The following is a 20,235-nucleotide window of genomic DNA, read 5'->3' on the forward strand; positions in this document are numbered from 1 at the left end:
GGAATGATGATAGACATGACGAGTTTGCTGCGTTCAATCGACAACAACCACAAAGGGCTTCAATTGCTACTAGGCGATTTTTATAAGGACTTTTCAGACGCAGCGATCAACATAGAGACGCTCCATAAAAGTGACCGTTTTGATGAACTCAACAACTACTCAAAGAGATTAAAGACCATCTTAACTTTACTGTGCGATCAAGACTTGCCACCCAAAATGGCCAAATTGGAACATTTGAGTAAGCACGAATTCCCTGCACCAGAAGATCTTTTAGAGGATGTAAAAACTGAATTGCACAACGTCAATCGACAAATCAATCACTTGTTGGACATTAAGGAAGTAATAGATGACAAGTCATCGAGGTAGTCATGAGCAATAACCAAATAGAACATCACTTAAGAAAAGCGCTCGTTTCTAATAATGAGGCTTCTAAGGTCACAGCTGACGACACCATTGTGCTTGCAAGTGCCATGACCAGTGTTCACAAAACGTTGCTCATCATATTCCTACTCGCTTTAGTCGCTATCGCCGTGGCATCACAAGCGCGTATCGACATCGTCGTTTCTGTACGTGGTGAACTGTTGTTGGAATCTGACGTTGAGAAGGTTCAACACCTAGAAGGCGGCATATTGGAAGAGATGTTAGTCCGAAAAGGAGAAGTCGTTTATGAAGGACAGCCGATCGCACGAATTCGCTCACTAGACCGCAACACACAACTCGATACCGTGAATACTGAGATTATTCAGATAGAGCTCGATAAGATTCGTTATGAAAGCTTACGCGACATGGTAGAACCCAACTTCGCTTCTTATATCGAAAAATTTCCAGAACAAGTTCAGGTCAACATGAATACATGGCGACAAGAGTTCTCTAAAAACCGTTCAAATGAAGAGCTCATTACCCACGATATTAAACACAAAAACTCCCTGATTAGGTCAATGCTTAAGCGTCGTAAAAGTTCAGAGAACCAACTATCGCTCATTCGCAAACAACTCAACATTAAAAACACGCTTTATAAAGAAGAGATGGCGTCTTATGTCGACGTCCTCAACATGAAAGTACAAGAATCCAATATGGTACGTGAGATTGAGAACCTTGATGAGTCGGTCATGAACGAACGTTTTCAGCTCGACAAACTGGAAAAACAACACCGTGACTTGGTTGAAAATCGAAACTCCGAGTACCAAGCACAAATCATTCAAGCGAATAAAGATCTCAAGCTAAAACGTATCTTACAACCACAACATTCCGACAAGGTTGATCGACTAGTTGTCTACTCACCAGTCGATGGCGTGGTCGACAAACTGCACTTCAATTTCCGTTCTGCTGTAATTCCGCCAGGAGAAAGTATCGCCGATATTGCACCGATCAATAACTCCCTTCACGGTGAAGCGAAGATCCCACGTAAAGACATGGGATTTGTCGAAATTGGTCAGGCCGTGAAAGTGAAAATGGATACCTATAACTTTGCAAAATACGGATTTGTTGAGGGAACCATCGCCTCAATCAGCCGCTCGTCTTATGAAGAAGAAGACGCCGAATTCTATTTAGCAGAGATTGAAATTGACCGAAACTTTCTTGAACGAGGAGGCACTCAATACAAATTATCACCTTATATGGAATTTACCGCCGATGTAAAAACAGGTTCGCGTCGCGTGATCGAATACGCAGCGAAGCCAGTGATGTCTGCCATCGAAGATGCTTTCGATGAGAGGTAATCAATGAGCGGAAAACCTTCGTACAATATTTCTGTACCCGCCCTGCGACTGAGCATATTGTTTAGCATCGTACTGGCTGCGCTCGCTTTCTATTTATACTTTTCTTGGTCAAAAGTAGATTCAGTCGCGCAAGTGCAAAGTGCCCCACTGCTCATACAAGCTCAGAAGCTTAATCAGACCATCGAACAAGATATTCAAACTCTGCAGCAGTGCTTAAGTAACGACACTTGTGGTACTAACGAATTCAATCTAGTTAACTTGAAGCGTGAAATAGATGAATTTCGATCTTTAGCCTCTTTGAACAAAACTGAGTTCAGCTTGGTTGGCGCTACTGAATACACTCAACTTGAATTAGCGATTAACCGTTTCACCGATAGCGCTAAAGCACGTGCCGATGTACTCGATTTATATCTATCACTGACCAACAACTATCTACAGATGGATGACAACTACCGCACCATGTTTAACAACCATGCGAGCGATTTGATGTCTGAGAAAAACGAGTTCTTCGTTTGGTTGTTTATAGTGGTCGTAATACTGGCTGTGATAACGGTTCTATCTAACGCTGTCGCCATGTTGAAACTGAAGAAATCCAGCTCTAACGAACGCGAAATCGACTATGAGTTCGATGCACTGTATCAAGAACTAAAACAGTTAGATTTACAAAGGCTTGAAGAGCTTCTAAATGAAGTGAGCATCAATCCCAAACAGCGTCAGATCTACTCTCATCTCAAACTGATCTTCAGTAAATTGGAAGACCAAAAGCGCAATAACGATCTCTACAAACAGTTGTATGCACTCATCGGCTATGAGATTCGTGGGATCACCAACACCATTAACGGTGGTGTCCAATATCTGGTTCAAGAAACCGATGAAAATGGCGTATTGATGGCGAAGGATATTACCTCTGCATGTAGCACCCTATCTGAGCTAGCAGAAAACTATAATCGATTGATTTCACAGGGTACGGAAAGCAAGTCGAAAGAGTTTTCTCTGCTGAGCGTGCTATCTGAATTAATGATTCATATTAGTGCCAAAGTACAACGTAATGAAAGCCAACTGGACTGCTTTATTTCCGACAACTTACCCAATCGCGTAGAAGGCCAATCCACCAGCTTGTTCTGGATATTGTTCCTACAGCTTTCAAATGCCATTCAACTCAAATCAAATAAGAAACTATTTGTGACGATTGAATCTGGGGCGGCTTCAGACATGGAAAATACCCGAGTTACCATCAATCTAAACTTCCTTTCAACGTTAGATGTCTCTGTAGCCAAGCTCAATAAACTCCATTGGAGCAGTCACAAGGACCACACCGCAAGCACAGACGACTTAGCAAAAAGCGTATTAAAAGATTACGGGTATTACGAAAGTCACTGGTTCCAATCGGGTACGCAGGAACGTTTTCAGATTGAGCTTGATCTCAAGGCGAAGAATTTCCACACAGAAAAGACTCGCTTCGACGGCAAACGTTTACTGCTGTGCGCCAACACTCAAGTTCGCATCGATGTGATGAAGAAAATGCTCAGTAATTTGGGGCTGGACATCACCGAAATTCGGACTGCCAATGAGTTATTTTCAGCGGCGAAGACCTTTGGTGATTACGATGCGATTATGCTCACCGATACCTTCGAACCCAACAAGTTACCGTCACTGAGTAAAACAGTGAAATCTCAACTTAAGAACCACCCAAATACCAAGTTGCTGTTATCGGTAACCAACACTCAGCATGCGCAAGAGTGTCACAGCTTCGTCGATAAGATCATCAACTCCCCTGCGATTCCTTATGAGTTTATTCCTAACTTGCTCACCATTATGGAAGCGGAAGCATCAGAAGAACAAATGGAGAACAGCTCATTCCTAATCGTAGAAGATGACCGAGTTCAGCAGATTTTACTTAAACGAATCCTTACCAAGCAAGAATATGAACCAGAAATGGTTGGCGATGGCGCTGACGCAGTGAAACACTTCATGAATAAACGTTCTGACATCATCTTTATGGATTGCATCATGCCGGGTATGGGCGGTATTGAAGCCACAAAACGTATTCGCCAGTTTGAACAAGAAAACGAGAAGAACCCTTGTACCATCATAGGTGCAACCGCATTGACCAGCAGTAACGAACACCAGGCTTGTATCGAAGCCGGAATGGATTACGTGATCAGCAAACCTTATAAAAGTGACCAAATAATCAAGGTGATCAACAAGTATGTGGCGGTACAAAAACTTAACTAGCAGCATCATGGCTGCGCTTGCTTTAAGCACGACACCTTCGGCATCGGCGACTACCCTGCTTGAAGCGGTAGAACTCGGCCTGCAAAACAGCCTATCCCTTCGCGCCAGTGATAAAGGTGTGGAAGAGAACGAATACAACATAGGGATCAGTCGCTCTAAGTTTCTGCCTTCACTCAATGGTGCAGCCGATACGACATGGAACGAGAATGAAACCTTACTATCGAGCGTTCCCGATGAAACCTCTAGCTATAACTCAAACAGCTACAGCCTTTCTCTTTCGCAATCCATATTCAATCTTGGCGACATTTTTAAATATGGGACGGCAAAGCTCGACTTCAATATCGAAGAAGTGAAGCATGAGAACAAAATCCAAAGCACTATTTCGGAAATCGGGTCTCAATACTTTGAGTATTTGAAAAACAACGCCCAAATTAAAGCGACCAAAGTTGAGCTCAAATCGTCTGAAACGCGTGAACATCAAATGCGACGCAATGTGGAGTTAGGAAATACCGCAGCCAGTGAGCTGTACGAAGTGATTGCTCAGAAAGAAGGTGTTTCGAACCGTTTAAGAACCTTGCAAAAAGATCGACGTGTCATTCTCAACGGGCTCTCTATTCAAATTCAATACCCTATCACTCCGTCGCAAGACATATACGAAAGCGTACCGCTAAAAGAGATAAACGAAACCGAGCAACGGACGATCATGGATCAGGCGTTAAAGCTGAATAACGACTTGTTGGTGGCAAAGAAAAACGTAGAGAGAAGCCGCAGAAGCTTAAAAGAGAGCGGTTCGAACTTCTTACCGACCGTGTCGCTTTCAGCCAGCTATCGACATGATGACGCCAATAACTACGATAAAACCGACATTACAGCCACAGGTGAAAGTAACTCAACCAGTGTTGGCTTAAACCTCGCAGTGCCTATCTTGTCGGGTGGTTCTGATTACTATGGCTATCAAAAATCATCGACGGCCATCGAACGTACTGAGCTGCTTTACCAAGATTCGCTTTATACCACACGTAACAGCGTGAATACCTCAGTGCTCAACATTAACGATTTCTCGCAGTCTATAAGCAGTTTCGAAAACATCATTCGCGCCAACTACGCCTCTTATAAAGGGATCCAAAGAGCCTACCAATTAGGCACGCGTACCATCACCGACTTGCTGGCGGCGGAAAGTAAGCTGTTCAGCGCCTTAAGAGATTACGAAAGCGCTCGATACGACTACATCATCGAGACCATCAAGCTTGAGCAAGTTAAAGGCGTGCTTTCGATTCAATCGATAGAGAGCATCATGCAATTGATGAGTGATATTGAAGGGCGAAACAATCAAGAATTGGTGCCTAAACACCTTCTCTCAACGGAATCATTGAGAAAAGGAGGTCGTAATGCAAACTGAGCAATTTTCGCAAAAGATAAATATGGCAGATAAGTGTTATCTGACTTTCTCAACGATAATATCGACCCTGTTTGGCTTGGTACTGCCCTTCTCTATTCTGATCATTTTTGACCGAGTGTTACCCAACCAAGCCCAAGATACGCTGTTCTTGTTGTTCGCGATTATCTTGATTTCTATCTTCCTCGACTATCACTTAAAAAATCAGGAAGAGAAGATTTCCTCTGTCATCATGAGACAGTTTGAGACCAACTTAACCAACAAGGTATTTCAATCCATCTGTTTGGCTGAGATCTCTAAATTCCGCCGTTTAGAACCGGGCGAATACCTAGAACGAATCTCAACCATTCCTGAACTTAAGACTTTCTTTGGTGGAGAGTCGGTTCGAGCGCTTATCAACCTTGCCGTCAGCGTGATCACTATCCTCATCATAGGACTCATCAACATATGGGCTGGCATTACCCTTCTGATTGCCTCTGTCATCTTGGCTATTTTTGCGTGGAGCCTTTCCAAACAAAAGATTGGTAGCTTGCAGAATAAGTCAGACATCGAAGGGTTAACCACCTCCAAAATCATTGAGATCATCTCAAGCCCGCTTGATATCAAAGCTCGAAATATGGAATACCGCGTTGAAAGCCTGATGACACAAATGGTTGAAGAGCGCGAAGTTGAGAACATCAAATACGAACAGATTGAATCGAACTTCAGCCTAATATTGGCGCTCATCCAACAGCTCTCTATAGCTTGTGTTGTTGTGGTACTGGCAACGGCCGTTATCAATATGGAATCTAGCCAAGGCATCATGGCCGCGATCATCATGCTAACCAACCGTTATTTTGCGCCTTACCAACAAGTGATGCGCACCGCGAGCCGTTGGGAGTTAAACAAACTCCATATACAACGTATCGCCGAACTGCTTGATCTGGCGGCTTCGGTTGAACATCAGCATGAGACAACAGAGGTTGAACGTATTTCGGTTAAGTATTCTGAAAAACAGCGTATCGAGTTCGAACTTGGGCAAGCCTATTTACTTACAGGGAAAAGTGGCTCAGGCAAAACACACCTTGCCAACTGTATTACTCGCCAGAACAGCGATAACAAACTGGACATCATGATTAATGACACGCCTCTGGATGACGTCAACTACAACGTTTGGCGCAACAGCGTGCTGATGGTTGATAAGACCAGTTCTTTCGTAGAAGGGACGATTATCGATAACCTAACCTGTTTCCGCCCAAGCTTGAATAACACGGCGTTTGCACTGTGTGAAACCATGAACATCAAGGCACAAATCGATGGGCTTCCTGCAGGGTTTTATACAGAACTCAAAGGCCATATGCGTAACCCATTCTCTCGCCAAGTTGGCTACGCCTTATTATTGGTTCGCGCTCTACTCGCCAGTAAGCGTGTATTGATATTTGATGATATCGATTGTGTCTATGATGAGGAATTTGCACGAGTGGTGCTGACCAGTACCGCCTATCGTGCCAATGACAAAATCCTAATCATCGCCAGTAATAAGATGGACAAACTAAACCACCGCCTCAAACGCGTAAAACTTACCGGAGGTGATCAATGAGCATCCTAGTTGATTTCAACAATGTTCCGCAGCGGGTGTTGGACTTTGAAGCAAGTGGTTATGATGAACGCTACAGTCAGTCACCGCTGATTCGTGGCTTAGCTTACACCTTAATTGCACTGGAATGGGAAGGCACGCCGTCTATTCTCAGTGACGCTTTTATTCCCAAACAAAAAGACAGTGACAGCTTTACTGCGACCATAGAGCGTCTTGGATACCGCTGTGATGTGACCAAGCTAAAGACTCTCGAGAATATCGATCAGTACCCTCACCCATGCTTTATTGAGATAGAGAACCTTAGCGCCATTTTCTTAGGTACTAAAGATGGAAAGTTACTCCTGTTTGATTACACAAACAACAACACCATTGAATACCCAATGTGTAAAAAGCCCTGTTTGCTGATTTCGATTAGCGAATATTCTCGTCTATTCCGCGAACCACCGCCGGAATCGCAAGACAGAAGCAATTGGATAAAATACGCTTTCTATCGTTACAACAATGAACTTAAAAGCCTGATCATTCTCAGCTTTGTCATCAGTATACTGGGCGCGTTACAGCCATTCTTTATTATGAGTGTGTATAACTTCGCACTGACTTCGAGCTCTCAAGCCACACTCTATTGGTTAACCTTATTTGCCATTATTGTTGGCTTCTCGGAGTATTTCTTCAAAAAGATGCGGGTCAACATCATTGCCACATCCGGTAAAGATCTCGCCGTGCACATCTCGCAAGCCGTTATATCTAAGCTGCTGTGGCTACCTTATGCGATGACATCCACTGCTGGGGTCTCTTCCCAGTTAGCTCGTTTGAAAGATATCGATACCTTCCGACGCTTAGTGACCGCAGAATCAACGCTTAGCTATTTTGATATGCCATTTGTGATTGTATTTATCATCGCGATTGCCCTGATGTCGGGTACGGCAGCGCTTGTAGTGATGGGTGGCTTAATCTTGATGTTGGTGTTCTGTGTGTATTCTCGCTATATCTACTCGCAAGCCACATCCAAAAGCTCGCGCGCCAATGCGATGGTCTCGTATCAATGGAATGAAATCCTTCGTGGTATCAAAACTATCCAAGGCCTGCCTTTACTTCGTGTCGTTCAATCTCGATTCAGTGCTTCACATATGCAAAGCACCAGTGATGCCGAGAACGTTGCCGTGACTAACAGTAAGATTCAGGCCGCTGGCGGCAGTTTGATTCAGGTGATTGGTACTGCGAGTATCGTGACCGCAGTAATCGGAGTAATGGAAGGGACTTCTGATGCGGGTGCAATGCTCGCGACAGTGATATTGGTTTGGAAGGCGTTAGGTCCGATCATGGGTATCTACAACTCAATTTCTAAATTCCAGTCGATTAAGGCTTCGTCCGCACAGATCAATAACTTGATGTCGATGAATGATGACAAATTAACCTTAGAGAAGAGCCCGCCTATTCGCTTGTTCCAAGGTAGTATTGTTGGCAGTGGTGTCAGTCATCGTTACACAGGTGCGGCGACCGGCTTAACCAACCTTGGTTTTAAGATACCACCCAGTGCAAAAGTCGTCATTTGTGGCCCTACCGGTTGTGGGAAAACAACACTCATCTCAATCATTGCTGGCTTAGAGGATCGCTATCAAGGCGCAGTATCCGTTGACGGCTACAACATCAAGCAGTTCAATAGCTACCGTTATCGCACCTCAATTAACTACATCCCTTTTAACCTGCATATTTTTGAAGGCTCACTAGAAACCAACTTCATTCTGCATAACGGCCTCATTCCAACAGAGAAGATGCAAGAGATGGTGAGCTTCTTCGAACTGGACGAATGGCTACCAGAAGGCTTAGCGACTCAATTGAGTGTCGATAAGTGCAAAGGTCTTCCAAATGGAATTCAGCAAAAGCTTCGTTTGGCCCTTGGCTTGGGCAACTGTGAGCAATCTCTGATAATCATTGATGAGCCCTTCAACGGTGCCGAGCAAGAAAACGCGCAATACTTTAACCGTTTGTTTAGCGATAAGTTGCTGAATAAAACAGTCATTTTTTCGACTAACGATCCCGGCTTAATCGCCACTTCCAACATGAGTTTGGTTCTAGAGCCAGATGGAAACTTGAAATATTTTGGCTTAACAGACAAATACTTAAACAGTTTGAGCTAAATCATAACGCTTACTCACAATTCGTCATTTCGCGACATGGATGTAATTGACAAAATCATAAGTGAGAGAGATGATTCGACCCAATACCACAGGTAACAAGGAAACAAATGTACACATTCGTTGCAGACAAGCTTGATGTTGCTTACTTATCCGCAATTCCTGAGAATCATATATTTCAGGGCTGTGACGTGCCTGAAGAAGAAATCGAACTTCGAGAGATCATTGAGATTTGGTACGAGTGTTCATTCCTGCCTGCTTTCAACCTACAGAAAATTGAAATCGCAAATAAACCAGAGCTCACAATCATACAAACACACGTTTTTAACAACGATACGAGCACACTCGCCTTCCTACTCAAAAACAGAGTGTATCGCGCTGCACTAAACAGAATGCTCGGTATTTGGACATTAGAACCCTCTGCAAAAACGGTTTTAAAGCAACTTCTTTTCGAATTAAGCCTCGATAACAATCGTCCTCATTAGTACGCTTTTTAAGTTATTCATCAATAAGCATAAAATTAAACAAACTGCCAAACGCTATAAATTACTAATAAAATAACGTATATCAAAATAAGCTCTGGAATCACAAGAACTTATACCCCTCCCACACTTCTATTAAATTTGCGGTTTCAAAGTTTCCATATCGGCATTTTTATTCTACTGTTTTTATATAAAAACAGTTGGATGGATCCTTATATGGCGATTACGGTCTGGAATAACCTTTCAGTCAAACATAAACTCTTTGGCTTAGTTCTACTTCCCATTTCATTATTACTCTTCCTTGCAGGTAGACAGGCTTATATTTTAACGACTCAGTTGACCGATTTTGAACGAACCAATCAGTTATCTGTGTACCTTCAAGATATCTCGGTTCTTTATAGAAGCACTCTGGCCTCTAGCCCTGAGGAGTTTGAAAATCAAAGCAATCAAGTAAAAGCTGAATTAAAAAACCTGTCTCCAATCATTTTTTTGGATGCTTCTGATGAAATGAATCAACTGGTTGCCGACTTCAGCGAAGCAACCTTGTCGACAATGCAAGCCACTGACAGCTACGATAAATTGGATGCCCTTGAGTGGCAGAGCGACTTATACAAGCAGTTACTGCTCGAAATAGAAAAAGTCCCATTCGAAAACACCAAGCGGGAAATTCAACAACACCTCACCGCATTGCAACAACTGGAATGGCTGATGTTCTGGTCAAACGAAGAATTTAAGCTGGGTACCTCTCTGATTGAGATATTCCAAAGCAGCCAAGAATACGATCCAGAACTTGCAGAACAGATTGAAACCTTGAGTGAAAGACAGCAATTGTTCTTAGAACGCTTTGTTTCATTGAATGCCAACGAACATCAAGTGTCACTGATGGTTGAAGTATTCAGAAACGATGTATTCGCTCAAAGCCAAGAGATTAGAAACGCGCTACTCGACCTAAACGCAATCAGCCAACTGACTCCTAAAGAAGTTTCTGTCGGCTTAGAGGCGATGAGTGCTCGACTTAACTTATTACAAAGCCTTGGCGGCGTGATTAAACAAGAATTCCAACAAGAAGTTGAGCAAGCTATCTATGACGCACAAATACAGCGAACTCTGTTCATTTCAATCGTTGCCCTGCTCGCAACGATTGTTATGGGCTTAACCCTAAGCTTAGCGAGACAAGTCACTAACAACCTGAATTTAGTGTTAGCTTTCTTAAAAAGCGAAAATGACGAAACTCGCCCTTCTTTGGATAAGTTAATCCAAGGCAAAGACGAACTCAGTCTATTTGCGCAGCAAGTTGAACGATTGACCATCGAGCGAGAACTTGCAAAAGAGAGGCTTACGATAGCGAAAGAAGACGCAGAGCGAGCCCAAGAAGACGCTGAAGAAGCGAAAGACCACGCAATACAAGCTAGCAAAGCGAAAAGCAGCTTCTTGGCCAATATGTCTCATGAAATTCGTACCCCACTCAATGGCGTTATTGGTATTTCCGAGATTCTTGCAGATACCCCACTCACACCCACACAGCGTGATTATGTGGATACGATTGAAACTTCATCCCAACTGCTACTGAGCTTGATCAACGATATCTTAGACTTCTCGAAGATTGAATCTGGCATGCTGTTAATCAGCCCGCACTCGGCGTCGATTAGAGAATCGATATACGACATAGCCTCTATTGTTGCGCCAAAAGCCAAAGAGCAAAAAATATCGGTTAACGTTGATATCAGCCCAGACACACCAGCTCGCGTAATGATCGACGATCACCGCTTAAGACAGATTCTAATGAACTTTATGTCGAATGCAGTGAAGTTTACGGCTGAAGGTGGCGTAACACTGTCGATCAAAACACTCGAACAATCTGATGATAATGTCACCATTCGATTTGCCGTTCGCGACACAGGTATTGGTATCGACAAGCAACAACAGAAGCAAATATTCGAGCCCTTTGCTCAAGAAGATGACTCAACTACACGTCAATTTGGCGGTACTGGTCTTGGCCTCGCCATCAGTACACAGTTGGTCGAACTGATGGGTGGCCAGATTCAGCTCGATTCAGTCAAGGGGGAAGGCAGCTGTTTCTACTTCGACTTAGAATTACCCGTTGACATGATGCTACCGAAACCAAGCACGGCAACCGCTGACATTTATGTTCTAGGTAACGAGAACATGCTTTCTACACGAATAGAATGCGACCTTAACCTTTATGGCTTAAAGGTAACTCAGCGAACGAATAACACTTCCGCGATGACCGAACAACTCGCGACTCAGAAACACAATAAACCGATTACTGTCGTTTTCGCTGAAGATGATGCATTCCTAGCTAATACCCACGCAGATAACTTAGCTAAGCTGCACCAAAATGGCATCACTATCTGTTTGATACGTTCTTTCTTAAGTGAGCCTGCGGATCTTGGCGACAGCGTTACTGCACAAGTCGCACAACCCCTACTCGGCTTACGTTTGATTAAAGCTATTGAGCTCTGTGATACGCAGGGTTTAGCTGAGCTTTCAGAGGCAAGCCAGCAACCTCTAGAGATCCAACACAAAATCCTCATTGTCGAAGACAACAAGATCAACCAAAAAATTGCTGGGCTTCATGTCGGTAAAAGTGGTTTTGAATTCGAGTTCGCTAATAATGGTCAAGAAGCTGTGGACATGTTCACCGCAAACCCTCATTACGCAGTGATACTGATGGACTGTATGATGCCCGTCATGGATGGCTTTGAAGCGACAAGCAACATTCGACGCGTTGAAAAAGAGACCAACGCCACGCGCCGTATCCCTATCATCGCCTTAACCGCCAGTGTGATTGATGATGATATTCAAAAGTGTTTCGACGTAGGTATGGATGACTATGTACCAAAGCCATTCAAATTTGAAATGCTAAAAGAAAAAGTACTTGCCGCCGTTGAAGCGATGCCACTTCCTGCTGCCTACAAAACTAAATCTACGAAAAAACCCGCGACCGTAACGCCGATTCTTAATGCTGCAGCTAAGCGAACATTGCCAGAAGAAAGAGTACAAAACACGGTTCCGAGTAAATCTGAAAGAATACTGCTCGTCGAAGACAATCGAGTTAACCAAAAAGTCGCTTCTGTGATGTTAACAAAGGCCGGCTACGCGTTTGAAATCGCCGACAACGGACAAATCGCCGTCGACATGTACCAAAACGACAGTAGCTTCGACATTATTTTAATGGATTGCATGATGCCCGTTATGGACGGCTTCACTGCGACCAAAGAGATCAGAGAACATGAGAAAAACCTAGGCTTAAGCAAAACTCCTATCATCGCGTTAACCGCCAGTGTTATCGACGATGATATTCAAAAGTGCTTTGATTCAGGCATGGATGGATATGTAGCGAAGCCCGTAAGAAAAGAAAAGCTATTCCATCAAATAGAAAGTGCGACTTGTTAGGAGATACCCATGGATTGGATTAGAACAATAAAAACACTTCCCCGCAGAGTCATGTTGCCAGTCGCGGTAGGGCTATTAGGAAGCTTGCTTCTTCTCAGCCCTGCTCACGCCGCTGAAGATTATGCCATATTTTCTTTAGATTCCGGTTTTGAAGAGATATCAATAAACAAAGCGCGAAAGCTCTATAGAGGGAAAACTAAACGCCTCAATGGCAAACGTGTTGAACTGTCTGATTGGCCTGAGAACAGTGCCGAAAGAGAGGACTTTTATCAGCTTTTGCTTGGAAAAAATGCCGCTCAAATGAATGCACACTGGGCTGGTTTATCTTTTTCAGGAAAAGCGCGTTATCCAAGAGAAATCAAAACGGCGTCAACCGACAGCTTAGTGGACTGGCTTGATGACAAACCAAACCGTATTGGTTACTCCCCACTCTCTTCGGTTCCTCAAAATGCCAACATTCTCTACGTTATAAGTTCGGAGAAATAATATGAAAAGAATAATTACGTCAGTACTGTGTGCTTCAGTTGCCTCTCCGGCTTTTGCGATTATTGAACTTACCGATAATTTTTCGTTAAGCGGATTCGGTTCTACTTCTTGGGCAACCTCAGATAACGATAACCCTTTAATCATCAATCGTGGTTTTACCGATGAAAATTGTTACGACTGCGATACCACATTTGGGGTTCAGTTAGACTACTTCTACAACTCATTCAAAGCTTCTGTGCAAGTTGTCAAACCGCCCCAGTATGATTGGAGTGACCCTCAACTCGAATGGGCTTACCTCGGATACGAGTTTAACGACTTCGATGTAAGTATTGGACGATTGAGGCTGCCACTGTTCCTTGCCTCTGAGTACTACTATGTAGGCCAAGCCTATATGACAGCAAGGCCACCGACAGAGGTGTATAACAGCGTGCTCGGAATCACAGCTTTCAATGGCATAAAAGTGAGCTGGACTCATGATGTAAGCGATGAAGCTACCCTACTACTCTCTCCATTTTTTGGTATTAAAGATAACAATGAAGTCGACTTCAATTCGACAACTGAGCTTGAATTTGAAACAAATCGAATGTTTGGTGCCAATCTACAATTGAGTGGAGAAGATTATCGTTGGAATTTGTCATTCCTCGATTCCAATTTTGACCAAACCGTGAAGATTAAAAACATCGGTTCACTTCCAACAGCAGACAACCAACACATCCAACTTTGGTCGTTAGGTGCTGAATACGAATTTGGTCAAGCTGTACTTGCCAGTGAAGGGCAAATCAGCGACTTCTCTTCATCCATGTACGCAAGTCTTGGTTACCACTTAGGGTCATTCACGCCTTACGTCGTTTATGGCGCACAATTTGACTCCAATGAACACTTAGAGGGGAACAGCTACTTAATTGGCGTTGACTATGATGTGTTACCTAACGTGTCTATTAATGGTGAAGTGCAATATTTTGAGGCTCGTAAAGCAAACGGTGCCTTTGTTGAGGATTTCAACGCACTTACTGGTTTTGATGATAAAGATGCCGTCCTTTACACCATCATGCTGAGTTTCGTTTTCTAATCAAGCGTGAAAATCATCGTCATTAGAAATAAAAGCCCAAGGTAATTAAATAACCTTGGGCTTTTTAATGTTGGTAAGCAAACAACGCTTAGTATTTAAATAATACTTTCACGTCACCTGTTACAGCGGCTTCGTCGACATAACCAATTGCGTTGGTTTTTGAAGCAACCGTTGTGATTGCTCCGTTGTAGTCTGCAACCTGGATTGGTGCTTCAGCTTTACCGGTAAATACAAGTCGCGACCACGCTGATTGAAGTTGTGATTCGCTGCGTCCCGTCGCCACCTCATGGAAAGCTAGTCGACCTTCAGAACCATCAGCCAGCTCGATGATCTGTGCTTTGGTACCATTCGATAGCTTGCTTTTCTTACCCATGAATAACTTTTTAACGTCAGATTTAGATAGAGAATCAACGCCAGCATTGTTACCAATCACTACCATTCCAGCAGAAGCGTTAAATGAAAGAACCGCTACGGTTATTGCTGCCAGTAAACTTTTCATGTTGCCTCCTTAGAATACGAAATCAAGACGTGCTGAATAGACAATAGAGCTGTCTTCAAGGTAGTTACCCGTTGCAATATATGGGTTTGCTGGTGTTTCAACATTGCTTTGGAACCCACCACTAGTGTCGCGGTAATCGACATAGGTCACATCTGCTTTTAAAGACATGTTCTTAGCGAAATCCCAACGGCTACCAACTGAATAAGAAAGACGCTCGTAATTCATCGACTCTTTAATAGCCGTCGTAGTCATGTTTTCACGTTCTTCGTTGTCTGTTGTTTCAACCCAGCTAACAGAAACGTAAGGCGTAAATTCATTGATTCGGTAACCAACCAAGCCAGAAACCGATTGATAGTCATAAAACTGCCCATCCAACTGAACATCCGCAGCTTCGACATTAACTAACAGAGCACCATTGTCATATTGAGCACCTAGAGAAATAAACTGACCATCTTGGCTATCTAGCATTGCACCCAATTGACAATACGGATCTTGTGAGTTTTGGAAATCACAAGAAGGGTTTGACTCAGCAACAAAGTACGAACCACGGAAAGTAAAATCATCAACGTTCCAGTTCGCACTGATACCAAACAGTTTGTCCAATTTCACTTCGCCAACGATTGAATCATCTTCATCAATCGTACCGATACCAACCACTGGCTGAAGAAGAATACTTGAATCTTCAAGTTCAATCGGAATCAATAAATCAGCACCCGTGTAGCCCTTCAAAACAATGTTTTCATACAATTCTTGAGAAGGTCTGATCATAGGGTATGCATAACCAAGATCGGTGTAATCTGAGTAGAAAAACAAAGGTAAACGCAACTTACCTGCTCGAGCTGTGAAGGCCTCAAAATCATAAGAGGCATAAGCCATTTCAATTTTTGGCTCATAATCATAACGGCTGTTTGCAACGATTTGCGTCACGAACTTAGCACGCTCATTTACTTGAAAATCAAATTGTAAGCCTGCTAATGTCTCTTGCTCCCAATCTAATTTTTCGTCGGTGTAACCCGCATAACCTATCGCATTGTCTGACTTACCGATGCCTACAGAACCAAACCCACTAATTCGAAGATCATCCATGTTTGCAGCATTTGCTCCAAACGCCATACTTATTAGGGCAGCAACCACTGTCTTCTTCATAACTAACTCCAATTGTTATGTGATTTTTGTTTTTTATATAATTGTTTTTGTATAATCAGCCCATATTTTGGGCATACTCCCGCCCTCCTTAAGGCATAGCCGAAAAGAAAGAGGGAATGATTCTAGGGAACTTAACTGACTTTAAAGTGGCCAGTTAATGTTGAAAGATTACGAGTCACTTTTTGAATATCTTGCGCCACGGCGTCCACTTGCTGAACACTGTTACTGGTGCCTTCTGCCATCTTACGAATTTCTTCGACAAAAGTTTCAATGCGAGTTGAGGTTTGCTCCTGCTCTTCAGTCGCAGCGGCAATACTTTCGTTTCGTTGACTAATTTCGATAATATCTGAAGTGATTTTCTGCAGAGAATTTTCCGCGACAATTGATTTTTCAACACAAGTTTCAGCTTTAACTACGCTATCAGAAATAATCGATGACGCGGTTTTTGCTTGGTCTTGTAACTGTAAGAGTACAGATTGAATTTCTTGTGTAGATGATTGAGTTCTTGATGCTAACGTTCTTACTTCATCAGCAACGACAGCGAAGCCACGGCCTTGTTCACCAGCGCGTGCAGCTTCAATTGCCGCATTGAGCGCAAGCAAGTTGGTTTGCTCTGCAATCGAACTGATCGACTCAAGTATTGAGCCAGCACTTTGTGTGTTGTCATTTAGTTGTTTAACCACTAGCGATGCATTACTTACATCATGCGTTAATTCTTGAACGGCTAAAATCGTACTCTTGACTTGCTGTTCTCCTAAGCTTGCTTGCTCACTCGCACTGGAAGCTGAAGTCGAAGCATCATTAGCGTTCGTAGCGATTTCTCTAGCGGCAAGAAACAACTGATTTAATGAGCTTGATACTTCTTCAATAGAGAGGTGCTGCTTAGTCGACAATTGACTTGTTACTTGACTTGATTTAACAAGTGAACCAGAGATCGTGTCCAGCTGAGTAACGTTACCTATAGTGTGTGTGACGTTCTGCTGTAAATGAGAGACAAAGCTATTGAACGACTCTACTAAAGGTTTCAGTTCGTCATTTTTTTCATGCTGAAGACGAACCGTTAAGTCTCCATCTCCTTCAGCAATATCACGCATTTTGTCACTGATATTCGCGAGATCTCTACGTATACCTTTCACCACAAACCAACCAAAGATACACATCGCAAGCATGGCTACAGCACCAGACACGCTCATGATTTGGTTAGCTTTTTTATTGTTTGATTCTAAATCTTGCACTGCGCTTTCAAACTCTGATTGACGAGCCAAAGAAAACTCATGCATACCCAAAGTAAGCTCATCTAAGATTGCGGTGCTCTGTTTTGCAAGACGCCCGGCTTCACTAAGGCTGATCTCTTCATCTATCATGCCTTGAGCAATTCGGTAAGCTAACTCAAAATATTGATTGGTTTTATTTTGCAGAAGTGCAGATGAGCTCTGTAACGAAGGATCGAGAGAGGTTTGAATGTTGAAGTTATTTTGAATCTCAGCGAGAGTTTGCTTGTTCATCTCCAAAATCTCTTCATCGCCTAGAGTCACTGCCAAATTAAAGCGCTCAGCTAATTGAGAAATCAATACACTATTCAATGAAGCCGCATTCATAACCGGATAAGTAACTTGGTCAATTCGATTAACCTGCTGGGTGTTACTGGTTAACGTATCCCCTCCGACAAATAGAATACTAGTAAATCCTACTAGCGACACTAAACATAAAGCCAAAATCCTATTTTTGATCGATAGTGTAAACATAAGCTCCTTTTGTTAAACAGTATGGTGAACCGCACATATATTTTGAACAATAACAGATCTGACCAGTATATCAATCTGTTACAACGAAAATAGTGACAGAAATGTTAATACTATTTATAAATCATCATATGAACGAGAATAACCATATAAATCAGTGGGTATAATTGAGTGCTTTGTTAAAAATGAGTTCAACATCAAACTGAACACCTCATCATAAGACTGAAATTCATCATGTTCCAAACTCGCTTTAGTTATTCATGAGTGGGGATTTCACGATAGTTAAATCAATATTAAGAACCCAAGTTTCCTCTTACATTTAGCTTCGTAATAAATTTGAACCACAAAATCCTCTACTATTTAATGGTTCTGTCAGCAGCGTCAGCATTGTGTAAGAAGGCTGGAAACTCACGAACTTCACCGCCTTTATACAGTCAACCTAAGAGCGAATAAACAGATACCTTAAACGGAGAACGCATGCGAATAGCGACTTTATCTTTAAGTTTGGTTTCAGCGGTCGGTTTCGCGGCTGAGCCAAATCCTTTTCCAATTACGCCAGATGAAAGTGGCGAAGAGTTTATGGTAAGTGCAACGAATCCATACGTAAGCAGCACTGGGTATTCGATACTCAAAAAAGGCGGTAATGCGGTCGATGCGATGGTGGCGATGCAGATGACAATGTCGGTGGTTGAACCGGATATGACAGGAATTGGCGGTGGTACTTTTGCGCTGTTTTATCAAAAAGACAAAGATCAATTTCTCGCACTTGATGGACGAGATGAAGCCCCTTCAACTGCTACTCCAGACATGTTCATGGAAAATGGAGAAGCACTCAGTCGAAACGAGATTTTAGGGGCTCGTTCTATAGCGGTTCCCGGCACACTTCGTTTGCTCTATAGCACTCATCAACAATACGGAAAACTGCCATGGTCTGAGCTTGTTCAACCCGCAATTGAACTGGCGAGTAAGGGCTACGCGATGAACAGCTACACCTACGACATCGTGGTTCGTGAACAAGAACGATTGATTGAAGATCCAGAAATCGAAGCCCTGTATTGGAATGGCGACCAAATCAAACCAACCGGCACATTGATGAAAAACCCTAAGCTTGCCGACACTCTGAGTAACATTGCCCAACAAGGCGATAAGTACCTTTATGGTGGCGAGTTTGGTAAGCACATCGTTGAAACTGTGAACAGCAGAATCGATGCCGACCACGCAAAGCTCTCTATTGAAGATTTTGCACGATACCAAGTCAAACAGCGTGAGGTTATTGAAAGTGACTACCGAGGCAACAAGATTGTCTCGTTCGGTTACCCAGCCTCTGGTGGCGTGATGGTTGCTCAAAGCCTTGAAATGCTCGAAGCCTATGACTTAGCCGATATGTCTAAAACTGATGTTGAACCTTGGCGCTTGATGACCGAAGCCATGAGAATCGCCAAGGCCGATCGCATCGCTTATGCCGGTGACCCAGATTACATCGAAGCGCCCGTTGCTGCCCTACTCGACAAAGCCTACATCGATGAGCGACGTAAGCTCATTCCAGAGGCTGGTATTGCGAAAGCAAAGCCAAAAGCAGGCAAGCTAACCGATACTGATTACGCTCAGTATCAAGGTTTTGAGAGCCAAGATACCGGGCACATATCCATCATCGACAAAGACGGTAATGCCATTGCAATGACCAGCACCGTCGGCACAGGTATGGGATCAGGGGTAATGGTCGATGGTGTGATTCTTAACGCACAAATGGCAAACTTCTCCACCAAACCCACCATAAACGGTAAACCGACTCAAAACTCTATTGAAGCAGGTAAGCGACCTCGTTCCGCGATCACCCCGTTAATGGTTATGGATAAAAAAGACGACCTGCGTTTAGTGGTTGGTTCTCCTGGTAGCTCGCAAATTCCGGGGTATGTGTTAAAAACCGTGGTTGGTGTTTTAGATTGGGATCTGTCTGCGCAGGAAGCGATTGACCTTCCAAACATCCAATACGGCACCAAGATAGATCGCACCAAACCTTATGACCCAACGGGTTTATTGGTCGAGAAGAAGACTTACGCTGAAATGTTGGTTCCAGAATTTATGCAGCTCGGTTACCCAGTACATGTCATTCCAGTGGTCAGCGGTTTGAACGCCATTGAAATCAAAGATGGCAAGATCCATGGCGCGACAGACAGACGCCGTGCATCCACCTCAATGGGCGAATAATTTAACTTAAGGGGTGAGAGAATAAGCTCACCCACTTTAAATGTTTCCAACTTGTGCCTTGCTTTAAAACCACATTCCAAGCAGAACTCTAGATCCATAAAAGCCAGTCGAATATTTCGACTGGCT

Annotated in this window: 14 protein-coding genes; 11 read left to right on the forward strand and 3 right to left on the reverse strand. The window is 43.3% G+C overall.

Annotated elements, in window-relative coordinates; genetic code table 11:
- Positions 1-3 precede the first annotated feature (3 nt).
- From NX845_RS04845 to NX845_RS04890, 10 genes are all read left to right on the forward strand, one after another.
- Complete coding sequence (locus NX845_RS04845) at positions 4-366, forward strand: hypothetical protein (RefSeq protein ID WP_016793662.1); 363 nt, start codon at positions 4-6, stop codon at positions 364-366.
- A gap of 2 nt (positions 367-368) precedes the next feature.
- Positions 369-1,718 (forward strand): HlyD family type I secretion periplasmic adaptor subunit, encoded by a 1,350-nt coding sequence (locus NX845_RS04850; RefSeq protein WP_017092939.1) that lies wholly within the window; start codon positions 369-371, stop codon positions 1,716-1,718.
- 3 nt (positions 1,719-1,721) lie between these two features.
- Positions 1,722-3,953, forward strand: a complete 2,232-nt coding sequence (locus tag NX845_RS04855) for a response regulator (protein ID WP_065681426.1) — start codon at positions 1,722-1,724, stop codon at positions 3,951-3,953.
- Positions 3,928-5,352, forward strand: coding sequence for a TolC family protein (locus tag NX845_RS04860; RefSeq protein WP_102449448.1), 1,425 nt, complete (start codon positions 3,928-3,930; stop codon positions 5,350-5,352). The genes NX845_RS04855 and NX845_RS04860 overlap by 26 nt, the downstream gene beginning before the upstream one ends.
- Positions 5,342-6,928 carry an ABC transporter transmembrane domain-containing protein gene (locus NX845_RS04865; protein ID WP_054541148.1) on the forward strand — a complete coding sequence of 529 codons (1,587 nt, stop codon included), beginning with the start codon at positions 5,342-5,344 and terminating at the stop codon, positions 6,926-6,928. The genes NX845_RS04860 and NX845_RS04865 overlap by 11 nt, the downstream gene beginning before the upstream one ends.
- Complete coding sequence (locus NX845_RS04870; RefSeq protein ID WP_065607293.1) at positions 6,925-9,063, forward strand: ATP-binding cassette domain-containing protein; 2,139 nt, start codon at positions 6,925-6,927, stop codon at positions 9,061-9,063. The genes NX845_RS04865 and NX845_RS04870 overlap by 4 nt, the downstream gene beginning before the upstream one ends.
- A gap of 107 nt (positions 9,064-9,170) precedes the next feature.
- Positions 9,171-9,545, forward strand: coding sequence for a hypothetical protein (locus NX845_RS04875; RefSeq protein WP_065681423.1), 375 nt, complete (start codon positions 9,171-9,173; stop codon positions 9,543-9,545).
- 213 nt (positions 9,546-9,758) lie between these two features.
- On the forward strand, positions 9,759-12,959 hold the full coding sequence (locus tag NX845_RS04880; protein WP_065681422.1) for a response regulator: 3,201 nt from the start codon (positions 9,759-9,761) through the stop codon (positions 12,957-12,959).
- Between the two features lie 9 nt (positions 12,960-12,968).
- Positions 12,969-13,445 (forward strand): hypothetical protein, encoded by a 477-nt coding sequence (locus NX845_RS04885; RefSeq protein ID WP_017080103.1) that lies wholly within the window; start codon positions 12,969-12,971, stop codon positions 13,443-13,445.
- A gap of 1 nt (position 13,446) precedes the next feature.
- Positions 13,447-14,514, forward strand: coding sequence for a sulfate ABC transporter permease (locus NX845_RS04890; protein WP_065681421.1), 1,068 nt, complete (start codon positions 13,447-13,449; stop codon positions 14,512-14,514).
- Positions 14,515-14,602: 88 nt separating this feature from the next.
- On the opposite strand, the gene NX845_RS04895 is transcribed toward NX845_RS04890, so the two are convergent.
- The 3 genes from NX845_RS04895 to NX845_RS04905 form a co-directional block, all read right to left on the reverse strand.
- Positions 14,603-15,013 carry a phosphate ABC transporter substrate-binding protein gene (locus NX845_RS04895; protein WP_065681420.1) on the reverse strand — a complete coding sequence of 137 codons (411 nt, stop codon included), beginning with the start codon at positions 15,011-15,013 and terminating at the stop codon, positions 14,603-14,605.
- 9 nt (positions 15,014-15,022) lie between these two features.
- On the reverse strand, positions 15,023-16,159 hold the full coding sequence (locus NX845_RS04900; RefSeq protein ID WP_065681419.1) for an outer membrane beta-barrel protein: 1,137 nt from the start codon (positions 16,157-16,159) through the stop codon (positions 15,023-15,025).
- Between the two features lie 131 nt (positions 16,160-16,290).
- On the reverse strand, positions 16,291-17,757 hold the full coding sequence (locus tag NX845_RS04905; RefSeq protein WP_102482596.1) for a methyl-accepting chemotaxis protein: 1,467 nt from the start codon (positions 17,755-17,757) through the stop codon (positions 16,291-16,293).
- Between the two features lie 621 nt (positions 17,758-18,378).
- Here NX845_RS04905 and ggt point away from each other — a divergent pair.
- Complete coding sequence (ggt, locus tag NX845_RS04910) at positions 18,379-20,109, forward strand: gamma-glutamyltransferase (RefSeq protein WP_215514933.1); 1,731 nt, start codon at positions 18,379-18,381, stop codon at positions 20,107-20,109.
- Positions 20,110-20,235 lie beyond the last annotated feature (126 nt).

The sequence above is a fragment of the Vibrio sp. NC2 genome (assembly GCF_025195005.1).
Classification (GTDB): Bacteria; Pseudomonadota; Gammaproteobacteria; order Enterobacterales; family Vibrionaceae; genus Vibrio; species Vibrio splendidus.